Origin of the sequence: Bacillus sp. GC_Bacil_1 (assembly GCF_026540675.1) — a bacterium.
GTDB lineage: Bacteria > Bacillota > Bacilli > Bacillales > Bacillaceae_G > Bacillus_A > Bacillus_A cereus.
In genome coordinates this window covers 150,306-170,917 of sequence record NZ_JALNUG010000009.1, presented here as the reverse complement: position 1 = coordinate 170,917, position 20,612 = coordinate 150,306, and the positions used below count along the sequence as shown (strand labels likewise).

The window sequence follows — 20,612 nt, the reverse complement described above, 5'->3', positions numbered from 1 at the left end:
GTGAAGTCACCCCTTCATTTGTTTTACGATTGCTTTTACTAATGCTAAGAAGTTAGCTTTAACACGTTCTGTCGTTTCAATTACTTCATCGTGGTGAAGTGGCTGATCTAAAATACCAGCTGCCATATTTGAAATACAAGAAATACCTAATACTTTCATACCAGCATGACGCGCTACAATTACTTCAGGTACTGTTGACATACCAACTGCATCTCCGCCAAGTGTACGAAGCATACGAATTTCAGCAGGTGTTTCATATACAGGACCTGTCATTCCTACGTATACACCTTCTTGTACTTTAATATTTAAGTCTGCTGCAACTTGTTTCGCCATTTCGCGAAGTTCTACTGTATATGATGTAGACATATCAGGGAAACGTACGCCCATTTCAGAATCATTCGGTCCGATTAATGGATTCGTACCCATGAAGTTAATGTGGTCTGAAATTAACATAAGATCGCCTGGCTCAAATGATGTATTTACACCACCAGCTGCGTTTGTTACAACTACTGTTTCTACACCTAGTTCTTTCATAACACGAACTGGGAATGTTACTTTTTGCATGTCGTATCCTTCATAGAAGTGGAAACGTCCTTGCATTGCTACTACTGTTACACCTTGAAGTGTACCAAATACTAGTTGACCTGCATGGCCTTCTACAGTTGATACTGGGAATTCAGGGATTTCACTGTAAGGTACTGTTACTGCGTTCTCAATTTCGTCTGCTAATACACCTAGTCCTGATCCAAGGATTAGTCCTACTTGTGGTGTCTCTTGAAATTTCTCTTTTAAGTATGAAGCTGATTTTGTAATAAGTTCACGATTCATTTGTTTATCCCCCTATTTCTTTAGCTCGTTTAAGAAGCTTGTTCCGTATTCTGGCATTTTCACACCGAAGTTTTCTGCTACTGTTGCACCAATATCAGCAAATGTTTGACGAAGTGGTAACTCTTGTCCGCCTTCTTTCATGCTTGGGCTATATGCTAATAATGGTACATATTCACGTGTATGGTCAGTACCAGGGTGAATTGGATCATTACCGTGGTCTGCTGTAATTAATAATAGATCATCTTCTTTTAGTTTTGCGAATACTTCTGGAAGACGTGCATCATATTCTTGCAGAGCTTCTCCGTATCCTTGTGGATCACGGCGGTGGCCGAATAATGCATCAAAGTCAACTAAGTTTAAGAAGCTAAGACCTGTAAAGTCCATATTTAATGTATCTACAAGCTTATCCATTCCATCCATGTTAGACTTCGTACGAAGTGATTCAGTTACCCCTTCGCCATCATAAATATCAGAGATTTTACCGATAGCAATTACATCGTAGTCACTATCTTTTAATTCATTCATTACTGTACGACCGAATGGTTTTAATGCATAGTCATGACGGTTTGGTGTACGTGTAAAGTTTCCAGGTTCACCAACGAATGGACGAGCAATAACACGACCTACCATGTATTTCTCATCTAATGTTAATTCACGTGCAATTTTACAAATTTTATATAATTCATCAAGTGGCACTACTTCTTCGTGTGCTGCAATTTGCAATACGCTATCAGCAGAAGTATAAACGATTAAAGAGCCTGTTTCCATTTGCTCTTGACCAAGTTCATCAAGAATCTCAGTTCCAGAAGCTGGCTTATTACCGATAATTTTACGGCCTGTTTTTTCTTCTAATTCATCAAGTAATTCTTTCGGGAATCCTTCTGGGAACACTTGGAATGGTGTATCAATGTAAAGGCCCATGATTTCCCAGTGACCTGTCATTGTATCTTTACCAGTAGATTTCTCTTGCATTTTTGTGTAATATCCAAGTGGTTTCTCTACTTTAGAGATACCTTTCATTTCTCGAATGTTACCAAGACCTAATTTCACCATGTTAGGCATTTGTAACCCATTCATATGTTCAGCAATGTGACCAATTGTGTCAGATCCTAAATCACCAAATTGCTCAGCATCTGGTGCTTCACCGATTCCCACAGAGTCCATTACGACTAGGAATATACGTTTATATTTATTCATAACTGCGACCTCCTATAAGTTCAGTTCTACTTCTTGTAGTATGTTCAAAACGCTATAAAGTGAAACTGTTATCCAAAAGAATTCTCATTGTCAAACAGTACTTCTTTAAATCATTTTCTAACCTATTTCGTTTACTTGAAACGATTCAAAAACATTTCTAGTTTTTTCTAAGTCAGATGTCAGACATCTGATACTGATATCATAACATGTTTACGCTTTCTTTTTAATACATTTTCGTAGAATTTCTCATTTTCTTCACACTTCTATTGTAATCCATTCTGCAACGAAGTGCTAATTTTTTTATGATTTATTTCTTCATATTAAAAATAAAAAGTAGCTCTAAAGAGCTACTTTTTATTTTACTTCTATTGTTTCTTCTTCATGTTCATGCAATTCGCCTTTTCTTACATGTACTTTCACTTTGTAAGCACCGTTCTCTTTGAAAGTATGTTTCGTTTCATACTCTCCTTTATTCCCTTCTTTCGCTGGAATAAATTCGTGTTTTTCAACACCATCTTTCCAAATCTCTAGTTGTACTTCAGCACCAGTTAATGCTTCTTCTTTTTGCTTTAAATGAACTTTCATTGTAGATTCAGCATTTGCCTTTATGTCTCCAGCCATAAGATGGATCATTGTGTCACTTTTATGATCTCCATGTCCTGCACTGTGATCACTATTTTCTTTTTTCGCATCTTCTACTTTCGCATTTCCTACAGCAACTTTCACTTCTGGCATAACGTGCATTTCACGTGCATTTGTATGAGGAATAATATGATATACTCCATCAGTTTCAAATGTTTTCTCGACTGCATAAACACCTTTTCCTTTATGCTTACCATCTAACATCTCGTGTTTCTCGTCGCCATCTTTCCAAATTTCAAACTTTACGTCATCAGCATCCGTTACTCTTTCTTTTCCTTGTGTAACAAGTGCTTGTACTTCTGTTTTTTCACCTGGTTTAATTTCTTTCGGATTTGTTTGGACTGCTACTTTTATAGCTTCAAGTTTCTGTTCTTTTTTCGGTTCTTCTTTGTTTGTATTACAGCCAGCCAACGCTAGCATCGCGATAAATAAAGTTATAATCAGTTTTTTCATCATCATTTCCTCCTTTATACTCTATTTAGTATAGAGGAAATACATTGTAATATTCCAGTCTTCTGCTGAAAACAATATACGAAATGTTTGTGAAGTTTCTGTGAAACACTCTTCCCCTCTTAATCTATGAAAAAAAGAGCATAGTAACTATGCTCTCGGATGAAACTGTTTATATACATCTTTTAATCTAGTTTTTGAAACGTGCGTATAGATTTGCGTCGTTGAAATATCTGCATGTCCAAGCATTTCTTGTACAGCACGTAAATCTGCTCCATTTTCTAATAAGTGCGTAGCAAACGAGTGACGCAACGTATGAGGTGTAAGCTCTTTTTCAATATTTGCTTCTTTCGCTAATCGTTTTAATATTTTCCAAAATCCTTGTCTTGATAATCGATTACCATGATGGTTTAAAAAGAGTGCATCTACTACTTTTTTCCCCATTAATTCTCTTCTTCCTTTTTCAATATACTTTTGAATCGCTTCCGTTGCTAAACTTCCTAGTGGAATAATTCTTTCTTTATTCCCTTTCCCTATGCAACGAACAAATCCCATCGTTAAATGTACATCTTCTAAATTGAGTGCAATCAATTCTGAAACACGAAGTCCTGTCGCATACAGTAACTCTAGCATCGCCTTATCACGAATCCCAAAAGCACTTGTCATTTTTGGTGTTTGAAGTAACGCCTCTACTTCATCAACTGATAATACTTTTGGTAATTTCCGTTCCCCTTGTGGCGTTTCAATATGTACGGATGGGTCGTGTTCTACTGCTCGTTCACGAAGTAAAAATTGGTGGAACGAACGAATTGATGCGATATGACGCGCCAATGTTTTCGAAGATTTTCCGTTTTCTTTTAAATACTGCAAAAAGTTAACAATGTGTAAACGGGTGACTTCATGAAAAGTTTTCGTCTGTTCCACATTTTGCAAATACTTTACGTAGCTTTTTAAATCCCGTTCATAAGATACTACTGTATTCTTTGCTAATCCTTTTTCGACAACCATATAATGAATAAAATCTTTTAATTGATCTTCCACTCTACACTACTCCCCATTTTCATAGAAAAACATCATTCTATTTACGAAAGCATCCTTTGCCGGTTCTTCATTCCCTGATACTTTTTCTACAGTCTCTTCTTTAGGTTTTTCATAACGATGATAGCTTTCATATTCTTCATTTATCCATAGTATAGCGAAATAAAACAAAATCGTACAACTTGTAAATAATAAAAATACTTTTATTCCATCAAAAGTTAATTTTAAAGCTCGGCGCATTGTAAATTCCTCCAAAATATAAGTTATTACAACATATGCCAAGCTTTCACCAATTTATACCTTATTCAAATAAAAAACCTCTTCCTAGATAAATAGGAAAAGGTTATTTTTCATCCGTTTCATTTTCTTGACAGTTTTTACAAATCCCATGGAATGTTAAACGATGATCTTTCACCTTAAAGCTCCAGTCTCGTTCTACTTTCCTTTCCACTTCACCAAGTAAATCTTCTTGTATTTCTTGTACAGCACCACATTGTGTACAAATCAAATGATGGTGGAAACGCTGCGCACCTTCTTGGCGTAAGTCATAGCGTGAAACACCGTCTCCGAAGTTAATCTTATCGACAACTTTTAACTCAGATAATAGTTCTAAAGTTCGATAGACGGTTGCTAATCCGATCTCTGGCGACTTTTCTTTTACAAGGAGGTAAACATCTTCTGCGCTTAAATGATCTTCTTCATTTTCTAGCAGCACACGAACTGTTGCTTCACGTTGCGGTGTTAATTTGTAGCTCGCTGCATGTAATTGCTTCTTAATTCGTTCAATTCTTTCTTCCATTCGGTACTACTCCCTCCTCGCCACTCTTACACCATTATATCAGAAGAAGGGCTTCTGTCAAAAGAAAAAACAATAAAAACAAATTGATAATTATTCTCAAAAAGTATTTATTTTTTATTAATAGCCTCAACGACTTCTTTCATTAAAACTGGTGATGCGTAAGCCTCCACACTAGAAGCAAGTGCTAACACCACTCCAATTACGAGAAAGAAGCATGTATAACGGATTAATAATGGTAATAGTGGCTCGGTTATTTTTCTAATAAATTGATGCCTAATCATCCGTAAAGAAAAACTTGCAGCAATGGTTGTCATAACGAGAAAGACTGGAATGATAATTAAATTTTGTGGCAAAACAGATACAAATGCTAATAATAGTCCATTCCATCCATGCTGACTTACTAAAAAACCAACTGTAAATCCAACGACAACTCCTTTTACAAATAATAAAATAAAAATAAGTGGTAATCCAATAATTGAAATTCCTAAAATCCAAATAAATCCGATGTATTTTAATTGCGAAAAGTAACTTTCTCGAAACATTTCGCCCGCAATGGCAAATTCTCCTTTAGAGACTTGTCCAAAAAAACGTTGTAAATAAAATGATAAATCTTGTTTTTGATTGATTTGTAAACTATTCACGAGAATGGCTCCGAATATTACTCCCATCAATAATAAAACAGCGTTAAATATATATAATGAAGAGTTTTCCTGTATGTGAGACATTACACGGTCTTGCCAATTTTTTCGCCACATTTTTCTTCCCTCCGTTCACACTCTTATTAAAAATGTATGAAAGAAAGAAAAAAGTATGACGAATTAACATTGAAATTCCGCTCTACTTTGCTAAACTAAAAAGTAGAGAATAGGAGGGATTTCTCTTGAAACCATTATTATTAGATTTTCCAACATTATTTCAAACTGAACGCTTGCAAGTTCGTAAACCATTTCCAGGTGATGGTGCAGAAGTATATGAAGCAATCCAAGCTTCTCTAGAAGACTTAGTACCGTGGATACCAATTAACGCTGAAACAGAAGAGAGTGCTGAAGAAATTGTTCGCGAAGCTCACGGACAGTTTTTACTTCGTGAAACACTTGATTTTCACTTATACGATAAAGTATCTGGTACATTCATCGGAGCAATTACACTAAAGCCTGAAAACTGGGATATTCCAAAGTTTTCACTTCACTTCTGGCTACATAGTGCCTATACAAAACAAGGCTATATGACCGAAGCTGTTAAAGGTGCAATTCAGTTCGCCTTTGATAAACTAGGCGCTAGAAGAATTGAAATTCGTACTGATGCAACAAATATAAATGCATGTAGCTTAGCAGAACGTCTAGAATTCATTCTAGAAGGGACAATGGAAAATGATTTCCTAGCACCAGATGGTAGCTTACGTGATGCACGTGTATATGCAAAAATCAATTAAAAAACACTCGCCTTTGGCGAGTGTTTATTTTTGTAGTTGTAAATATTGTACTGCAAACATCGTCTTCGCATCATGAATACGAAGATCTTTCATAAGAGTAATCGCTTCTTCTAACGATACTTCCATTAATTCCACAAACTCATCTTCATCTAACTCAGCTTTATTTTCTTTTCTTGTCAAACCTGTCGCTTTATATACATATAAAATTTCATCTGCGAATCCTGGAGATGTATAGAAAGAAGTAATGAGCTCCATATTTTCACAAACATATCCTGTTTCCTCTTCTAATTCACGAACTGCTGTTACCTCAGGTTTTTCACCAGGTTCTAACTTGCCAGCCGGAATTTCTATAATCGCCTTTTCAAGTGCTTTACGATACTGCTCAACAAGCACAATTTTCCCCTCATCAGTAATAGCAATAATAGCAACTGCACCAGGGTGATTTACAATTTCACGTTTACTCATTGCTCCATTTGGTAATACTACATCATCAACACGAACTTTTATAACTCTACCATCAAAAATTGGCTCAGTTTTTACTGTTCTCTCTGCAAGATTACTCATACTACTTCATCTCCCTGTTCTATTTCCTATTCTTTCCTCATACATTTTACCACATTGAAAGGAGCGTGATAGAAATGAAAGTTTATATTTTACCAAATCGCGTCACTTTAGTCGGAAAAGCATGGCAAATTCGCCATAAGCTAAAGCAATATAGCAAAGAGTATACAACTGTACAAGAGTGGATTACAGCAAATAAAGTGAAACATTAATCATGCTTTTACGGGCAGTTAATGCGAAGCGGAAAGTAAACGTTTGTCAACCTCTTTTCCCTCTCGTACAATAAAGGTAAGGAGGTTGACCTATGAAAAAACGTCAATTAGGAAACTCAGATTTGTTTGTTACAGAAATGGGCCTTGGCTGTATGTCTCTCGGTACATCTGAAACAGAAGCTATGCATATTATCGATGAAGCTATCGATTTAGGAATTAATTTTTTTGATACAGCAGATTTATATGATTACGGATTAAATGAAGAATTTGTTGGAAAAGCCTTGAAGGGAAGAAGAGACCAAATTGTACTTACAACGAAGGTTGGAAATCGTTGGACAGAAGAAAAAAATGGCTGGTCTTGGGATCCTTCTAAAGCTTACATAAAGACTGAAGTAAAGGAAAGTTTACGTAGACTTCAAACTGATTATATTGACCTTTACCAACTTCATGGCGGAACAATTGAAGATCCAATAGATGAAACAATTGAAGCTTTTGAAGAATTGAAAAAGGAAGGTATTATTCGCCATTACGGTATTTCTTCTATACGCCCAAATGTCGTTCGTGAATATGCAAAACGCTCAAACATCGTTAGTGTACTAATGGAATATAACCTTTTAAATCGTCGTCCAGAAGAATGGTTCCCCCTTCTAAATGAACACCAAATTAGCGTCATTGCCCGCGGGCCACTTGCAAAAGGAATTTTAACTAACAATAATGCAAGAAAGATAGAAAGAGTAAAGGAAAAGGATTATCTCTCTTATTCTTACGATGAATTACATGCAACTCTAGCAAGTGTAAAAGAAATGATTGGAGAACGCTCTTTAACAGGAACAGCTATTCAATATTGCTTACATAATAAGACTGTTGCAGCTGTTATACCTGGTGCAAGCTCTCTTCAACAATTACAGGAAAATATACGAGCTAGCCAACAGTTACCTTTAACAAAAGAAGAATATATACAACTTCAAAAGATTGTTAAATATGAAACATATGCTTTGCATCGTTAAAAATATCGAATTACCGATAAAACAGAAGACTGCCTCCAGTATTAGGAGACAGTCTTTTTTATAACGTATCATATTTATCAGGATTCGTTCCTACATGTAAATCACGATTCAACGTGTTAATTTGACGTATCTCTTCTTCATTTAGTGCAAAATCAAAAATAGTAAAGTTTTCTTTAATTCGAGATGGTGTAACAGATTTAGGAATCGTCACAATCCCGCTTTGAATATCCCACCTTAATATAACTTGCGCAGGTGTTTTTTCATATTTAGTAGCAATAGCCTGAATAATCGGGTGCTGAAATACTTCTCCGCCTCTCATTAATGGACTCCATGCTTCCATTTGAATCTGCTCACCTTGACAGAAATTACGCAACTCAAATTGCGTCAACATCGGATGAAGTTCCACTTGGTTTACCATCGGCTTCACTTTGCAATTTGGTAATAATAGTTCTAAATGATGTTTATGAAAATTAGAAACACCAATCGCACGCACTTTACCTTCTTCATACAATTTCTCTAAAGCTCGGTACGTATCAACATACTTCCCTCTTACCGGCCAATGTATTAAATATAAATCTACATAGTCCATTTGTAATTTTTTCAAACTCTTTTCAAACGCCTCGAGTGTCTCCTCATATCCTTGATCGTCGTTCCATACTTTTGTTGTAATAAATATATCTTCTCTTGGAATTCCTGATTCACGTATCGCCTCTCCGACACCGCTTTCATTTTCATATACAGTTGCTGTATCAATCGAACGGTATCCAACTTCTAACGCTGTTTTTACTGCTTGCTTTACTTCGTCTCCTTCTTTCGCTTTATATACGCCTAGACCAATCATCGGCATTTTCACGCCATTATGAAGTGTAGTTGTTGGAATATGCACAGTCGTCTCCCTTTCATTGTTACATTTTTTATAAGCCACAATTTTATTTCAACAAGATTCATCCCAAAAGTCAAAACATACGTACAGTTTACATAACACTTTTATATAGCTAAAAAATAGCGTGAACTCATTCATTCACGTTATTTTTTCTCCATTCTTTCGCTTTTTCATCCACATTGCGCACAAACTCATTTTTTCCTTCCGTATATAACGCGCCATCATATGTATACTTTTCGGCTAATTCTTTCTTTAAGGTTGCATATGCCTCTGCTTCTTCACAATGAGCCATCATATAATCACGAAATGCTAAATGCCTTACTATCTCTGGATTTCCTTTTTCAAACACGTGTAAATGATACGAGCGTTTTTCTTCAGTTCCATGAATAAAATATCGGCGTCTTGAAATACCATTTTCCCCTTTTACGATGTAACCAAGCTCTATAAATCGTTCATTCCACCCATCTACTCTTTCGATATTTTCTACTTCCATGATCATATCAATAATAGGTTTAGCTGCCAGTCCGGGAACTGACGTACTTCCAATATGATGAATTTTTACCGTTTCTGGCATCGCTGATTTTAATCTTTTAGCCTCCACTTGAAATTTTTCACTCCAATGGTTTTCATGTGGAACAACGACAATTTTTCTCATTCTAACTCCCCTTTTCTTACAAGCTCGTCAAAAAATGACCAGTGGTATTTCACTGATCATTTTTTTATTATTTAAAGTCTTTCCAAGTAAGGTTACTTTCACTTAGCAGTTCTTCAAATGATTTATTCTTTTCACGTTCTTTTTGTTCTTGGCGCTTTCTTTCCAGTTCAGCTGCCTCTTTTTCCTCTTCCCTCACTTGCAACTCTTTCTTCTTACTCTTTAATTGTTGCATGAGTGAATCATTTAATTGATCGCCTAATGTAAGTGTTTCTTTCTTTGGTTGATTCACTTGTGATTGTCTTTGCATTTGTCTTTGTTTCTTTTTCTTCATGCTACTCACCTTTTACTTTTTTCTCCATTATAGTAGATACACAATGAAATCGACAATAAAAAAGGGTCTTTACTCTATTATTCACTTTTTGTAAATATGTTAATTTTTCGAAAAGACTAAATTTTTATGTAGCTATAATCCTATGAATCTATTAAAATTATGTCGTATGATGTCAGATTATAAAAAAAGGAGAATTATATTATGTGGAAAAAAATTATTCCTGCCGTTGCTGTTTTAAGCACCATTACTTTTTCAAGCGTATTTGCCGCTCCCCCATCTCAGAATCCAGCTGAACAAAACCGCTACATAGACGTACAAATGCTTGGTATTAATGATCTCCATGGACAACTAGATACTGTTAAAAAAATCAATAATAAAGAAGCTGGTGGCGCTGATTACTTAGCTACTTATTTAAAAGAACATAAAAAACAAAACCCTAATACACTTCTTGTACATGCTGGTGATATCGTCGGAGCTAGTCCACCAGTTTCAGCATTATTACAAGATGAACCGACGATTGAATTTTTAAATGATTTAAAATTTGATGTTGGTACAATCGGAAACCATGAATTTGATGAAGGCATTGATGAAATGAAACGCCTCATTTACGGTGGATATCATGAAAAAACAGGGAATTTCAAAGGGGCTAACTTCCCCTATGTAGCTGCTAACTTCTATAACAAATCAACTGGCCGCTTATTTTTACCACCATTTACTGTAAAAATGGTAGATGGTGTTCCTGTTGGATTCATTGGTGTTGTTACAACTGATACACCAAATGTTGTTATGCCTACGATGCTTAAAAATGTACAAATTACTGATGAAGTAGAAGCAATTAATAAATCAACACAACAATTAAAACGCCTCGGCGTTAAATCGATCGTCGTTCTTGCTCATGTCGGTGGAACAACCGATGAGTCTGGGGTAACAAATGGCGATCTTACTCGAATTGCAAATGAAACAGACCCAGAAGTTGATGTTATTTTCGGTGGACATAGTCATACGTATGTAAATGGTACAGTAAATAATAAACTAATTGTCCAAGCAAATTCATACGGAACGGCTTTCTCAGACGTGGATGTAACAATTGATCGTAAAACAAAGGATATTGTAAAGAAAAAAGCTGCAGTTGTTACAACGTATCATGAAGGTGTAGAACCTGATAAACAAGTAAAGAAAAAACTAGATCAATATAAAGAAAAAATCGCACCACTTGTAAATGAAGTGGTCGGAAAATCTACAGCACCTATCGACCGTAAACAAAATGATGCTGGTGAGTCCACTCTTGGAAATTTAGTTGCCGATGCTCAGCGTCAAACGATGCAAACTCAAATCGCCCTCATGAATCCTGGTGGCATTCGTAATGACTTAGATGCTGGTGATATTACGTGGGGTGAGTTATACGGCATTCAACCTTTTGGAAATCAATTGATTAAAGTAGATTTAACAGGTCAAGACATTCGCGATATTTTAAATCAGCAATGGCAAAAAGGAACAACAAGAATGCTTCAAATTTCAGGTATTCAATATACGTGGGATGCAAATAAAACAAACGGTGAAAAAGTTACAAATATACGTTTAACAAACGGAGAAGAATTATCTCCATCTAAAACGTATAGCGTAGTTGCAAATGCCTTCTTAGCTTCTGGCGGTGACGGATTCGTATCATTTAAAAATGGTAAAAATGCAGAAACTGGTCCAAACGACTTTGAAGCGTTAGTCGATTACGTAAAACAATTAAAAGAACCAATTCAGCCAGTTATTGATGGAAGAATTCAAAAAGTAAATTAAGTGTTTCTCTAATAATAAATTTTATTTTTCACGCCATAAAGGATTTGTACTGATCCTCTATTTTATACGTAATATACATCATAAAAAGGATACTCGTTCTTCCAATGAACATAGTATCCTTTTCTTTAGTTATCAAAATGTGATGTTTTGTCAACTTCATATTGCTGTAAAAATTGTTGCAACGCCTCTTCTACAAGTTTAGACTTTTGAATTCCTTTCGATTCTGATATAAGGTCCAATCTTGCTAATATTTCTGTATTAATAGAAAAGGTTCGTCTCTTTTTCTCTGTACTCTTACTCATAATTGGTGCAATTACTTCGCCTCTTTTTCTTAGTAACTCATAAATGCTTTGTAATTGCTCGTAAATTAATAATTGATAATCTGTTTTCTCATATTGAAGGGCGGTCGCTTCTTGGAGTTGTAAGTGACGTGGTTCTTCTCCATCTCCTACAAAAATACGTTTCTTCTGCTCTCCATCATATTCGTATCCAATCAATCTTAATTTCTTCGATAATGTATACGGGCTTATTTCAAGACGTTTTGCTATAATAGCGATGGATTCACGTCTGTTTAAACCATCTATAATTTCTCCAATCGTCACAATTTCCCTCCTCCCGTGTTGAAATGACACTAGTATGGTATGTTACAATGATTTTCTAACAGTATATGCAAAATGAATAGCCTGTGCGATTCATACGATTTCACAAAAGGAGGTTTTCAATATGCTTTTTCGTAGCTACACCCCTCAGTTCTATAACGAAAACAAACAACTCATTCCTAATAGTATCGCTACGATAGAAAGCGTTATGATAAATAATCGAAAACAAACTCTCCTTATGCGTGGACAAAACGTAGAGCAACCTATTTTATTATGCTGTCACGGCGGACCTGGGATGGCACAAATCGGATTTATTCGCCATTTTCAAAAAGAATTAGAGAAGCAATTTATTGTTATTAATTGGGATCAGCGCGGGGCTGGTAAATCCTTTTCAATGAAAGATTTCGGAGCAAATTTCACAATTGAACAATTCGTTTCCGATGCAAAAGAAGTGATTCAATATGTACTTAAAAGGTTCAACAAACAAAAACTATTTCTCGCTGGTCATTCTTGGGGAAGTATTATTGGGCTTAACATAGCACATCAATATCCAAAGTATATCGAGGCTTACATCGGTATTGGGCAAATTGTACATATGAAACAAAATGAAGAATTGCTATATCAACATTTAATTCATTCTGCAAAAAAACATGATCATAAAAAAGCATTAGCTTCCCTTTTAAAATTAGGCAAACCACCATTTTTAGATACGAGACGTCTCATTATTCAAAGAAAGTGGCTTGGCACATTTGGAGGCGCAATCCAAAACGGATCTTCCTTTTCTTTCATACGAAAAGGGTTCTTTTCTCCTGAGTATACGCTATTAGATTGGTTCAAGTTTCTCGTAGGAAATTTAAAATCTGGAATTTTATGGGAAGAAATGCTGACAATCGATTTCTTTTCTTCTATCTCAAGTTTATCTATTCCAGTTTATTTTTGTTCTGGTCGCTATGATTATCAAACTCCTTATGCACTCGTTCAGGAATATTGCGATCTTATTGAAGCGCCTATAAAAAAGATGATTTGGTTCCCAAATTCAGCACATTCTCCTGATTTAGAAGAACCAGAATTATTCGCTAATTCTTTGCAATCAATTAAACAAGAGCTAGCTTTTCAGCATTAGTAACAAAAGGCTCTTTTACATTTCATAGAAAACATTTTATAATAATATGTCGCAAGTATGTATAAACATCGCAAAATGTTTCATATTTACTTGTCTTAACAGAATAAAAATTTAGGGAGATTACATTTATTATGAACGCTGTACTCGTCGCAGTAGCAATTATGCTATTGCTTAGTTTGTTACGTGTCCAGGTCATTGTCGCCATCATTGTTGGAGCTTTAACAGGCGGAATTATCGGCGGACTCGGTATTTCAGAAACGATTAACACTTTTACAACTGGTCTTGGAAACAGTGCTCCAATCGCTTTAAGTTATGCAATGCTTGGTGGTTTCGCTATTTCCCTTTCCAAAACAGGACTTCCAGATGCTATGATTCAAACTGCATTAAAATGGATTGGCAATGAACAAGACACGAAAAAACAAGTTTATTCTAAAATACTTATTTTATTCATTATTTTAACGATGGCTTGTTTCTCACAAAATGTGATTCCTGTTCACATTGCTTTCATCCCCATCTTAATTCCAGCACTTTTAAAAGTATTAAATGAGCTGAAAGTGGATCGCAGACTTGTCACATGTATTATTACATTTGGATTGATTACTCCTTATATGTGGATCCCTGCAGGATTCGGAAAAATTTATCATGACGTATTACAAACCAACGCTGCGCAAAGCGGCCTTACATTTGATGTCACACTTATTCCAAAAGCAATGACTATTCCAGCAATTGGTATGATTATTGGATTATGTGTAGCGGTATTCATTACGTACCGAAAACCTCGTACGTATGAAACAGAACAAATTCATACTACCGAAAATGAAATCGTTCCCTATACAAAACGTAGCATTACTTTCGGGTTATTATCTATCATTGCTACATTAACTGTTCAATTAACAACAGAATCAATGATTTTTGGTGCTTTAGCAGGTATTATCGTCTTATCGGTTAGCGGCAGTCTACCACTTAAAGAAGCAGATGCGATATTAACAAGCGGAATGCGTATGATGTCCTTTATTGGCTTTGTTATGATTGCTGCCGCTGGATTCGGCGCTGTTCTTCGAAAAACAGGACATGTTGAATCTCTGGTGCAAACGAGTGCACATATAATCGGAAATAATAAACCACTCGCTGCATTTCTTATGCTCGTTATTGGACTTCTCGTTACGATGGGAATTGGTTCATCCTTTTCAACCATCCCTATCTTAACAACCATTTTTGTACCTCTTTGCATTCAGCTTGGATTTAGTCCAATGGCCACAATTGCTATTATCGGTACAGCCGGAGCGCTAGGTGACGCAGGATCTCCAGCATCGGATAGTACCCTTGGACCAACATCCGGTTTAAATGCTGATGGTCAGCACCATCATATATGGGATACATGTGTACCCACTTTTCTACATTACAATATACCGTTACTTATATTTGGTTTTATTGCCGCAATTACATTATAAAAAGGTGCGTATAAAACGCACCTTTTACTTTTTTATTTTTCCTTTTAATTGTTGAAAAGCTAATTTTCCATTATCTTTGACATAGCTTTCAATTGCCGGTAGTGATGAACCTATCCATTCACACTCTATGCTCCCATTAGGTCCAACAATTTTTAATTTATCTGGTATATGTATATTTAGAAATCTCGCTGACCGAATTAACTCAATAGCAATCTGATCACTTGAGGTTACAATTCCATCTATATACGGATTGTTTTGCAATAATGTAATAAATTGTTTATTTGTATACCCTTGTACACATTCTTCTCGATAAGAGATTCCTTCATCCCAAACAGCGTCTAAAAACCCTGCTATATAATCTTCCATTTCTTCACTTTCTTCTCCCTCACCGAAATATGCAAGAAAGTGACACCCTTTCTCTTTTAATAAAGAAACAGCTCTCTGTCCACTTTCATAATAATTTCTATGTGATTGTTGCTCATCGATCACAACAAACGGAAATGGAATTTCTCCTACACTTTTAAAAACTGCTCTCGTCAAAATAACACCTGCAATGTTATTTTGCTCCAGCATATGTATGTATCTATCTTTATTCTCTATATTACAAATAATGATTTGATAGCCTTCTTTATATGCTATTTCCTCAATACAATGTAGCAAAGTGATGTTTGATTGGTTACATAAATTATCTACAAGTAATGCAATTATCGTTGAATTCTCTTTAAATAGTGGCTTCGCTGCACTGTTTGGCCTATAACGTAATTCTTCAATTGCTTCCTTTACTTGTTTTACTGTGTCCTCATGAACGTATCCTTTTTCATTAATAACTCGTGAAACGGTTGCGACTGAAACACCTGCCAATTTTGCAACATCACGTATAGTTGCCACATCGTCACCCCTTAATATGGTAATAGATTACAATTTTACGGTAACCTAAATTACACTATCCGTCAAGATTAATAACTCATATTTCTGAAAATTGTTACATCATTTAACTAAATGATACTCCAACTGAATTTCATGTAAAATTTGGATATTATCATATCCAATACGTGGAATTTCTTTCTTTATTTTTCGTGCCTCCTCTACCGCATTCACATATAAATTAGTCATTACAAAATTACGTTTTTGGTAAAATCGTAACGCATTCATATTATCATTTGTTGTAATAAGCCAAACCTGTCTGCACCGCTCTTCTTCTGCAACTTGTAATACACAATCCACAAGTTTCGTCCCTATTCCTTTTCTTTCTTCAAAGCTATCTAGCGATACAATTTCACACATATTTCCGGTCACTTCATACGTTATAATTCCGATTATTCTGTCATCTGAGAGCGCAACAAATCCTGGCAACTCTTCTAACTGATGTCCCTTACCACGTGAAACCATCAATGAACTTCCCCAGTTCTTACACATGAACATTCGGATTGTTTCTTTCATCGCTGGCGTAATTTTTTGTATATGCAGCATTTCCTATTTCTCCCCTTTTATATCATTGTGATACAATATAAGTGTATCACATGTAACGGTATTTGGAGGATGAGGTAAAGTATGAAACGTTTTTTTGCAGCATTGTTTACTATACTAGGTGCAATAACTGCCCTTGGGATTTTCTTTACAAATAAAGTGATGTACTTAAAGAAAAAAACAGAGGAAGAAGTACTCGAAAGAGAAACGAAAAAACATTTTCGTATAGAGGATTTTGATGCTCTTCATAAAGAAGAAATTCATATCCCTTCACAATTCGGATACGACCTTCACGGATATTACATTCCTGCTGGTCATTCCAATAAGTTTATGGTTTTTTGCCACGGTGTAACTGTAAATAAAATAAACTCTGTAAAATATGCAAACTTATTCTTAAAAAGGGGATATAATGTCCTCATTTACGATCATCGTCGTCATGGTAAAACTGGCGGAAAAACAACAAGCTATGGATACTATGAAAAGCATGATTTGAAATCCGTAGTTGACTGGCTAAAAAACCGTTTTGGAACCAATATTACACTTGGTATTCATGGTGAATCTATGGGAGCCGCAACAATTCTTCAATACGCAGGACTTGTAGAAGATGGCGCTGATTTCTATATTGCAGATTGTCCTTTCTCTGATTTTCACGGACAATTACAGCACCGTTTAAAGGTTGAATTCCATTTACCAAAATGGCCTTTATTACCTTTAGCAAACGCATTTTTAAAAGTTCGTGACGGTTATACAATTCGTGAAGTTTCACCAATCGACTGTATAAAAAACATTAACAATCCCGTTCTCTTTATTCATAGTAAAGATGACGACTATATTTTAGCTGATATGACAAAAGCGTTATATGAAGCGAAAGAAAATAATAAGCAACTTTATATTGCAGAACACGGTGCACACGCTTGCTCTTATAACGAAAATAAAGAAGAGTACGAAGCAGCCATCGATCAATTTTTAAACACATATGTGAAAGAAACAAAAAACAGGCTTGCATAAGCCTGTTTTTTTATTGCGCTAAAACGTCTGTAACTTGTTCCATATTTTCAGAAATCCATTGCATTGCATCATCTAACGTTGGAAATTCTGTCGTTTGAAATGTTACTTCATCTTGAAGTAACCAAACATCCTTTACCTCTTGCCCTACACCTGCAATGGACCAATGTAACAAACTATATGGATGATTATCATTCAAAAATGATGCCCACGTGCGCTCATTTGCAATGTTTCGTAATGTATGTAATTGTTTATCCATCTCTCGTCACCTTACTCTAGTCAGTTATGAAAACTATTATAACACTCTCTTCTTTCTCAAACAAAGTGCTCTTTTTTCCCCGCTATTTGTGGGCAGTAAAACTCCCACCTCAAAATTCGGCTGAAACAAAGAAGTTAGGCGGGAGATTAACTGCCCCTAAAAGCCCGATTGGTTCAAATAATAATTAGTGGGGGATGCCTCCCCCACTAATTAAAGTTTCACTTTATATTGCCAAGCACTTCCCTTGATTATATGATGAAATTAAGCGTTTGGGAAGGAGGGATAACGTTGGCAAAAGTACAAATTAAAGTAAATGATAATGGCTCTTTTCGCGTTACAGGGGACGTGGAATTAGTCGACTCACAAGGGAATGTATTCCCAGCAAAACCGGCATTTTCTTTATGCCGTTGTGGTTTATCAAAAAATATGCCTTATTGCGACGCTTCGCATAAAGGTAAATTCGAGTCTGTTGTTAGAGCACCAGAGGCAGAATAATTTTACATGTGACATGCACATTTTTTTGTGCATGTTTTTTCTTTTTAGCAACTCCGTTATATCCCTTCTCCTTACAACATTTCTAATACTTTTATTTCCATTCCAGCCTGCATATATTTTCACACAATTCTTCACATTCGAATATTTTTTACTAGCCTTTTATTTTTTTTGTGCTATAATTTGAGCAAACAGCATCCTTCGGGGTCGGGTGAAATTCCCAACCGGCGGTGATGAAGTGAAAACTTCTAAGTCCGTGACCCGTTTTCAACTCGAAAACGGTGGATCTAGTGAAACTCTAGGGCCGACAGTATAGTCTGGATGGGAGAAGGATATGTTTCTAGTTTTTTATATAGTGAATACACTTTTATTTCAGTATGCATATTTTTAAAGATTCATTTTGATTCTTTATATATGTTTAATTTTCTATACTTATTTTTTATACTGAAATAAAAAGAGACAACTAGCGTTTAAAAATTCGATATTTTGCTAGGTTTTTTCCTTATGCAGAAATATCAATTATCGTTAGGTTTCTTTCCTATGCTTTCGTATTCAAACTATATTTCTAGAAATCACGTCTCCCAAACCCCAAGGATATTAAATCCTTGGGGTTTTTTGATTTTTTTAGGAGAGGTGAAGAAAATGACAGATCAAGAATATATGAGGATTGCCCTGCAGTTAGCAGAAGGAACATCAGGACAAACAAGTCCAAATCCTATGGTTGGTGCTGTTGTTGTAAAAGATGGAAACATCGTTGGTATGGGGGCTCATTTACGGGCTGGTGAAGAACACGCAGAAGTTCATGCCCTTCAAATGGCTGGTCAGAACGCCAAAGACGCTACCGTTTATGTAACACTGGAACCGTGTAGCCACTTTGGAAAAACACCACCTTGTTGTGAATTGCTCATCGAAAAAGGAGTTAAGCGTGTTGTAATTGCTACTCTCGATTGTAATCCGCTCGTTTCTGGTAACGGAAAAAGAAGATTAGAGGAAGCTAGAATTGAAGTAACTACCGGTGTTCTTGAAGCAGAAGCAGTTTTATTAAATCGCTACTTTTTTCACTACATGAAAACGAAACGCCCTTTTGTAACAATCAAAACAGCGATGAGCTTAGATGGAAAAACAGCAACTGTAACTGGTGAAAGTAAGTGGATTACAGGTGAAGAAGCACGTGCTGATGTTCACCAATATCGCCATATACATGATGCAATTCTTGTTGGAGTGAATACAGTTATAGCTGATAATCCTCATTTAACAACAAGAATTCCAAATGGTGGGAAACATCCTATTCGCGTTGTTTTAGATACCCATTTACGAACACCACCATCTTCTCATGTTATAACAGATGGTTTAGCACCGACATGGATTATTGTCGGTAAGGATGTAAAGAAAGAGAAGATATCTTCTTATGAATCTAAAAATATAGCTATATTCCAAATGGAAACGAAGCATATAGAAATTGAGGACCTTCTTTCCTTTCTTGGAGAAAAACAAATTCTTTCTCTATTCGTTGAAGGTGGCCAATCGATTCATGCAAGTTTCTTAAAAACAAACAATTTTAATGAAATTGTAACCTATATAAGCCCGAAATTAATTGGTGGGAAAGATGCTCCTACTTTATTTGGAGGAAATGGTTTTTCAAAATTACAAGATGCGCTTTCCTTGAAAATTCAAGAGATGAAACAAATTGGTGATGATATAAAAATTGTTGCGAATGCCCGAAACGAGGTGACGGAATGTTTACAGGAATTGTAGACGAATTAGGAACGATAGCAAACATGCAACAAAGCGGAGAAGCGATGAAATTAACGATTCATGCAAAGAAAATTTTATCAGATGTTCACTTAGGTGATAGTATCGCGGTGAACGGTATTTGCTTAACTGTAACAAGCTTTACAACTAATTCATTTACAGTTGATGCAATGCCTGAAACGATGCAGTCGACATCACTTCGCATGCTTAAACCGCACTCTAAAGTAAATTTAGAGCGAGCAATGGCTGCAAACGGACGATTCGGTGGACATTTCGTTTCAGGACATATTGATGGCATCGGAACGATTTTAAATAAAAAACAACATTACAATGCCGTCTATTACAAAATAGCAATTTCTTATGAACTGCTGCGCTATTGTTTGCATAAAGGATCCATTGCTGTTGATGGAACGAGTTTAACGATATTTGATATAGACGAATCTTCCATAACGATTTCACTCATCCCGCACACAGTAAGCGAATCTGTCATTGGAGAAAAAAATGCCGGAGATATCGTAAACATTGAGTGTGACATGATTGGTAAATATATCGAACGCTTTATTACTAAACCTACAAAACGAGTAGGTTCAATGACTGAAAGCTTTTTACAAGAAAACGGATTTCTATAAGGGGGAAGC

General features: G+C 35.8%; 25 protein-coding genes and 1 riboswitch. Of the genes, 10 read left to right on the top strand and 15 right to left on the bottom strand.

Going from position 1 to position 20,612, the window contains the following annotated elements; genetic code table 11:
* Positions 1–6 precede the first annotated feature (6 nt).
* The 7 genes from OXT04_RS15830 to spoIIM form a co-directional block, all read right to left on the bottom strand.
* Entirely contained in the window at positions 7–828 is an 822-nt protein-coding gene (locus OXT04_RS15830; RefSeq protein WP_001078446.1) for a purine-nucleoside phosphorylase, read from the bottom strand.
* Between the two features lie 12 nt (positions 829–840).
* The gene (gene deoB, locus OXT04_RS15825; RefSeq protein WP_001046079.1) at positions 841–2,025 is read right to left on the bottom strand and encodes a phosphopentomutase; all 1,185 of its coding nucleotides are present in this window, start codon (positions 2,023–2,025) and stop codon (positions 841–843) included.
* A 354-nt stretch (positions 2,026–2,379) separates the two neighbouring features.
* Positions 2,380–3,123 carry a FixH family protein gene (locus OXT04_RS15820; protein WP_142317853.1) on the bottom strand — a complete coding sequence of 248 codons (744 nt, stop codon included), beginning with the start codon at positions 3,121–3,123 and terminating at the stop codon, positions 2,380–2,382.
* 144 nt (positions 3,124–3,267) lie between these two features.
* On the bottom strand, positions 3,268–4,158 hold the full coding sequence (xerD, locus tag OXT04_RS15815; protein WP_000390088.1) for a site-specific tyrosine recombinase XerD: 891 nt from the start codon (positions 4,156–4,158) through the stop codon (positions 3,268–3,270).
* A 6-nt stretch (positions 4,159–4,164) separates the two neighbouring features.
* On the bottom strand, positions 4,165–4,395 hold the full coding sequence (locus OXT04_RS15810) for a YqzK family protein (RefSeq protein ID WP_001250432.1): 231 nt from the start codon (positions 4,393–4,395) through the stop codon (positions 4,165–4,167).
* Between the two features lie 103 nt (positions 4,396–4,498).
* On the bottom strand, positions 4,499–4,954 hold the full coding sequence (gene fur, locus OXT04_RS15805) for a ferric iron uptake transcriptional regulator (protein WP_000392657.1): 456 nt from the start codon (positions 4,952–4,954) through the stop codon (positions 4,499–4,501).
* Positions 4,955–5,061: 107 nt separating this feature from the next.
* Positions 5,062–5,679: a stage II sporulation protein M gene (spoIIM, locus tag OXT04_RS15800; protein WP_013142149.1), complete on the bottom strand. Its 618-nt coding sequence runs from the start codon at positions 5,677–5,679 to the stop codon at positions 5,062–5,064.
* A 155-nt stretch (positions 5,680–5,834) separates the two neighbouring features.
* Here spoIIM and OXT04_RS15795 point away from each other — a divergent pair, with 155 nt between their 5' ends.
* Complete coding sequence (locus tag OXT04_RS15795) at positions 5,835–6,386, top strand: GNAT family N-acetyltransferase (protein WP_000803479.1); 552 nt, start codon at positions 5,835–5,837, stop codon at positions 6,384–6,386.
* Between the two features lie 24 nt (positions 6,387–6,410).
* Here OXT04_RS15795 and OXT04_RS15790 read toward each other — a convergent pair whose 3' ends face one another.
* Positions 6,411–6,950, bottom strand: a complete 540-nt coding sequence (locus OXT04_RS15790) for an NUDIX hydrolase (RefSeq protein ID WP_000067042.1) — start codon at positions 6,948–6,950, stop codon at positions 6,411–6,413.
* 74 nt (positions 6,951–7,024) lie between these two features.
* Here OXT04_RS15790 and mciZ point away from each other — a divergent pair, with 74 nt between their 5' ends.
* Together mciZ and OXT04_RS15780 are read left to right on the top strand one after the other, a co-directional pair.
* Complete coding sequence (gene mciZ / locus OXT04_RS15785) at positions 7,025–7,159, top strand: Z-ring formation inhibitor MciZ (RefSeq protein ID WP_000870302.1); 135 nt, start codon at positions 7,025–7,027, stop codon at positions 7,157–7,159.
* 92 nt (positions 7,160–7,251) lie between these two features.
* Complete coding sequence (locus OXT04_RS15780) at positions 7,252–8,166, top strand: aldo/keto reductase (RefSeq protein ID WP_267415795.1); 915 nt, start codon at positions 7,252–7,254, stop codon at positions 8,164–8,166.
* A gap of 58 nt (positions 8,167–8,224) precedes the next feature.
* Here OXT04_RS15780 and OXT04_RS15775 read toward each other — a convergent pair whose 3' ends face one another.
* The 3 genes from OXT04_RS15775 to OXT04_RS15765 form a co-directional block, all read right to left on the bottom strand.
* Positions 8,225–9,052, bottom strand: a complete 828-nt coding sequence (locus tag OXT04_RS15775) for an aldo/keto reductase (protein ID WP_000547989.1) — start codon at positions 9,050–9,052, stop codon at positions 8,225–8,227.
* 127 nt (positions 9,053–9,179) lie between these two features.
* On the bottom strand, positions 9,180–9,704 hold the full coding sequence (locus tag OXT04_RS15770; RefSeq protein ID WP_097822477.1) for a GrpB family protein: 525 nt from the start codon (positions 9,702–9,704) through the stop codon (positions 9,180–9,182).
* A 67-nt stretch (positions 9,705–9,771) separates the two neighbouring features.
* On the bottom strand, positions 9,772–10,035 hold the full coding sequence (locus tag OXT04_RS15765; RefSeq protein ID WP_000727561.1) for a YqkE family protein: 264 nt from the start codon (positions 10,033–10,035) through the stop codon (positions 9,772–9,774).
* A gap of 201 nt (positions 10,036–10,236) precedes the next feature.
* Between OXT04_RS15765 and OXT04_RS15760 the strand changes: the two genes are divergently transcribed.
* On the top strand, positions 10,237–11,826 hold the full coding sequence (locus OXT04_RS15760; protein WP_267415786.1) for a bifunctional metallophosphatase/5'-nucleotidase: 1,590 nt from the start codon (positions 10,237–10,239) through the stop codon (positions 11,824–11,826).
* Between the two features lie 125 nt (positions 11,827–11,951).
* On the opposite strand, the gene OXT04_RS15755 is transcribed toward OXT04_RS15760, so the two are convergent.
* Positions 11,952–12,428: a ribbon-helix-helix domain-containing protein gene (locus OXT04_RS15755; protein ID WP_000151933.1), complete on the bottom strand. Its 477-nt coding sequence runs from the start codon at positions 12,426–12,428 to the stop codon at positions 11,952–11,954.
* 121 nt (positions 12,429–12,549) lie between these two features.
* Between OXT04_RS15755 and OXT04_RS15750 the strand changes: the two genes are divergently transcribed.
* A complete protein-coding gene (locus tag OXT04_RS15750; RefSeq protein WP_000898974.1) occupies positions 12,550–13,548 on the top strand; it encodes an alpha/beta fold hydrolase in 999 nt (332 codons plus the stop codon).
* Positions 13,549–13,679: 131 nt separating this feature from the next.
* Positions 13,680–14,999, top strand: a complete 1,320-nt coding sequence (locus OXT04_RS15745; RefSeq protein ID WP_000994810.1) for a Na+/H+ antiporter family protein — start codon at positions 13,680–13,682, stop codon at positions 14,997–14,999.
* Positions 15,000–15,023: 24 nt separating this feature from the next.
* Here OXT04_RS15745 and OXT04_RS15740 read toward each other — a convergent pair whose 3' ends face one another.
* Together OXT04_RS15740 and OXT04_RS15735 are read right to left on the bottom strand one after the other, a co-directional pair.
* On the bottom strand, positions 15,024–15,887 hold the full coding sequence (locus OXT04_RS15740) for a LacI family DNA-binding transcriptional regulator (RefSeq protein ID WP_000201343.1): 864 nt from the start codon (positions 15,885–15,887) through the stop codon (positions 15,024–15,026).
* 99 nt (positions 15,888–15,986) lie between these two features.
* Positions 15,987–16,469: a GNAT family N-acetyltransferase gene (locus OXT04_RS15735; RefSeq protein ID WP_098532726.1), complete on the bottom strand. Its 483-nt coding sequence runs from the start codon at positions 16,467–16,469 to the stop codon at positions 15,987–15,989.
* Between the two features lie 81 nt (positions 16,470–16,550).
* Here OXT04_RS15735 and OXT04_RS15730 point away from each other — a divergent pair, with 81 nt between their 5' ends.
* Positions 16,551–17,474, top strand: a complete 924-nt coding sequence (locus OXT04_RS15730) for an alpha/beta hydrolase (RefSeq protein ID WP_000819228.1) — start codon at positions 16,551–16,553, stop codon at positions 17,472–17,474.
* Positions 17,475–17,484: 10 nt separating this feature from the next.
* Here OXT04_RS15730 and OXT04_RS15725 read toward each other — a convergent pair whose 3' ends face one another.
* Entirely contained in the window at positions 17,485–17,730 is a 246-nt protein-coding gene (locus tag OXT04_RS15725; RefSeq protein WP_000360796.1) for a DUF2552 family protein, read from the bottom strand.
* 288 nt (positions 17,731–18,018) lie between these two features.
* On the opposite strand from OXT04_RS15725, the gene OXT04_RS15720 reads away from it, so the two are divergent.
* From OXT04_RS15720 to ribE, 3 genes are all read left to right on the top strand, one after another.
* Entirely contained in the window at positions 18,019–18,225 is a 207-nt protein-coding gene (locus OXT04_RS15720) for a CDGSH iron-sulfur domain-containing protein (protein WP_001151582.1), read from the top strand.
* A 190-nt stretch (positions 18,226–18,415) separates the two neighbouring features.
* Positions 18,416–18,559: riboswitch (FMN riboswitch) on the top strand.
* Positions 18,560–18,864: 305 nt separating this feature from the next.
* The gene (ribD, locus tag OXT04_RS15715; protein WP_000131984.1) at positions 18,865–19,977 is read left to right on the top strand and encodes a bifunctional diaminohydroxyphosphoribosylaminopyrimidine deaminase/5-amino-6-(5-phosphoribosylamino)uracil reductase RibD; all 1,113 of its coding nucleotides are present in this window, start codon (positions 18,865–18,867) and stop codon (positions 19,975–19,977) included.
* On the top strand, positions 19,959–20,603 hold the full coding sequence (gene ribE, locus OXT04_RS15710) for a riboflavin synthase subunit alpha (RefSeq protein WP_267415773.1): 645 nt from the start codon (positions 19,959–19,961) through the stop codon (positions 20,601–20,603). The genes ribD and ribE overlap by 19 nt, the downstream gene beginning before the upstream one ends.
* Positions 20,604–20,612: the final 9 nt, after the last annotated feature.

Coding starts and splice junctions, on each gene's coding strand:
- fur (WP_000392657.1), bottom strand. CDS start 4,954: ATGGAAGAAAGAATTGAACGAATTAAGAAGCAATTACATGCAGCGAGC.
- OXT04_RS15730 (WP_000819228.1), top strand. CDS start 16,551: ATGAAACGTTTTTTTGCAGCATTGTTTACTATACTAGGTGCAATAACT.
- deoB (WP_001046079.1), bottom strand. CDS start 2,025: ATGAATAAATATAAACGTATATTCCTAGTCGTAATGGACTCTGTGGGA.
- OXT04_RS15790 (WP_000067042.1), bottom strand. CDS start 6,950: ATGAGTAATCTTGCAGAGAGAACAGTAAAAACTGAGCCAATTTTTGAT.
- OXT04_RS15760 (WP_267415786.1), top strand. CDS start 10,237: ATGTGGAAAAAAATTATTCCTGCCGTTGCTGTTTTAAGCACCATTACT.
- spoIIM (WP_013142149.1), bottom strand. CDS start 5,679: ATGTCTCACATACAGGAAAACTCTTCATTATATATATTTAACGCTGTT.
- OXT04_RS15820 (WP_142317853.1), bottom strand. CDS start 3,123: ATGATGAAAAAACTGATTATAACTTTATTTATCGCGATGCTAGCGTTG.
- OXT04_RS15810 (WP_001250432.1), bottom strand. CDS start 4,395: ATGCGCCGAGCTTTAAAATTAACTTTTGATGGAATAAAAGTATTTTTA.
- OXT04_RS15765 (WP_000727561.1), bottom strand. CDS start 10,035: ATGAAGAAAAAGAAACAAAGACAAATGCAAAGACAATCACAAGTGAAT.
- OXT04_RS15725 (WP_000360796.1), bottom strand. CDS start 17,730: ATGGATAAACAATTACATACATTACGAAACATTGCAAATGAGCGCACG.
- ribD (WP_000131984.1), top strand. CDS start 18,865: ATGACAGATCAAGAATATATGAGGATTGCCCTGCAGTTAGCAGAAGGA.
- OXT04_RS15745 (WP_000994810.1), top strand. CDS start 13,680: ATGAACGCTGTACTCGTCGCAGTAGCAATTATGCTATTGCTTAGTTTG.
- OXT04_RS15735 (WP_098532726.1), bottom strand. CDS start 16,469: ATGCTGCATATACAAAAAATTACGCCAGCGATGAAAGAAACAATCCGA.
- OXT04_RS15830 (WP_001078446.1), bottom strand. CDS start 828: ATGAATCGTGAACTTATTACAAAATCAGCTTCATACTTAAAAGAGAAA.
- OXT04_RS15750 (WP_000898974.1), top strand. CDS start 12,550: ATGCTTTTTCGTAGCTACACCCCTCAGTTCTATAACGAAAACAAACAA.
- OXT04_RS15780 (WP_267415795.1), top strand. CDS start 7,252: ATGAAAAAACGTCAATTAGGAAACTCAGATTTGTTTGTTACAGAAATG.
- mciZ (WP_000870302.1), top strand. CDS start 7,025: ATGAAAGTTTATATTTTACCAAATCGCGTCACTTTAGTCGGAAAAGCA.
- OXT04_RS15770 (WP_097822477.1), bottom strand. CDS start 9,704: ATGAGAAAAATTGTCGTTGTTCCACATGAAAACCATTGGAGTGAAAAA.
- ribE (WP_267415773.1), top strand. CDS start 19,959: ATGTTTACAGGAATTGTAGACGAATTAGGAACGATAGCAAACATGCAA.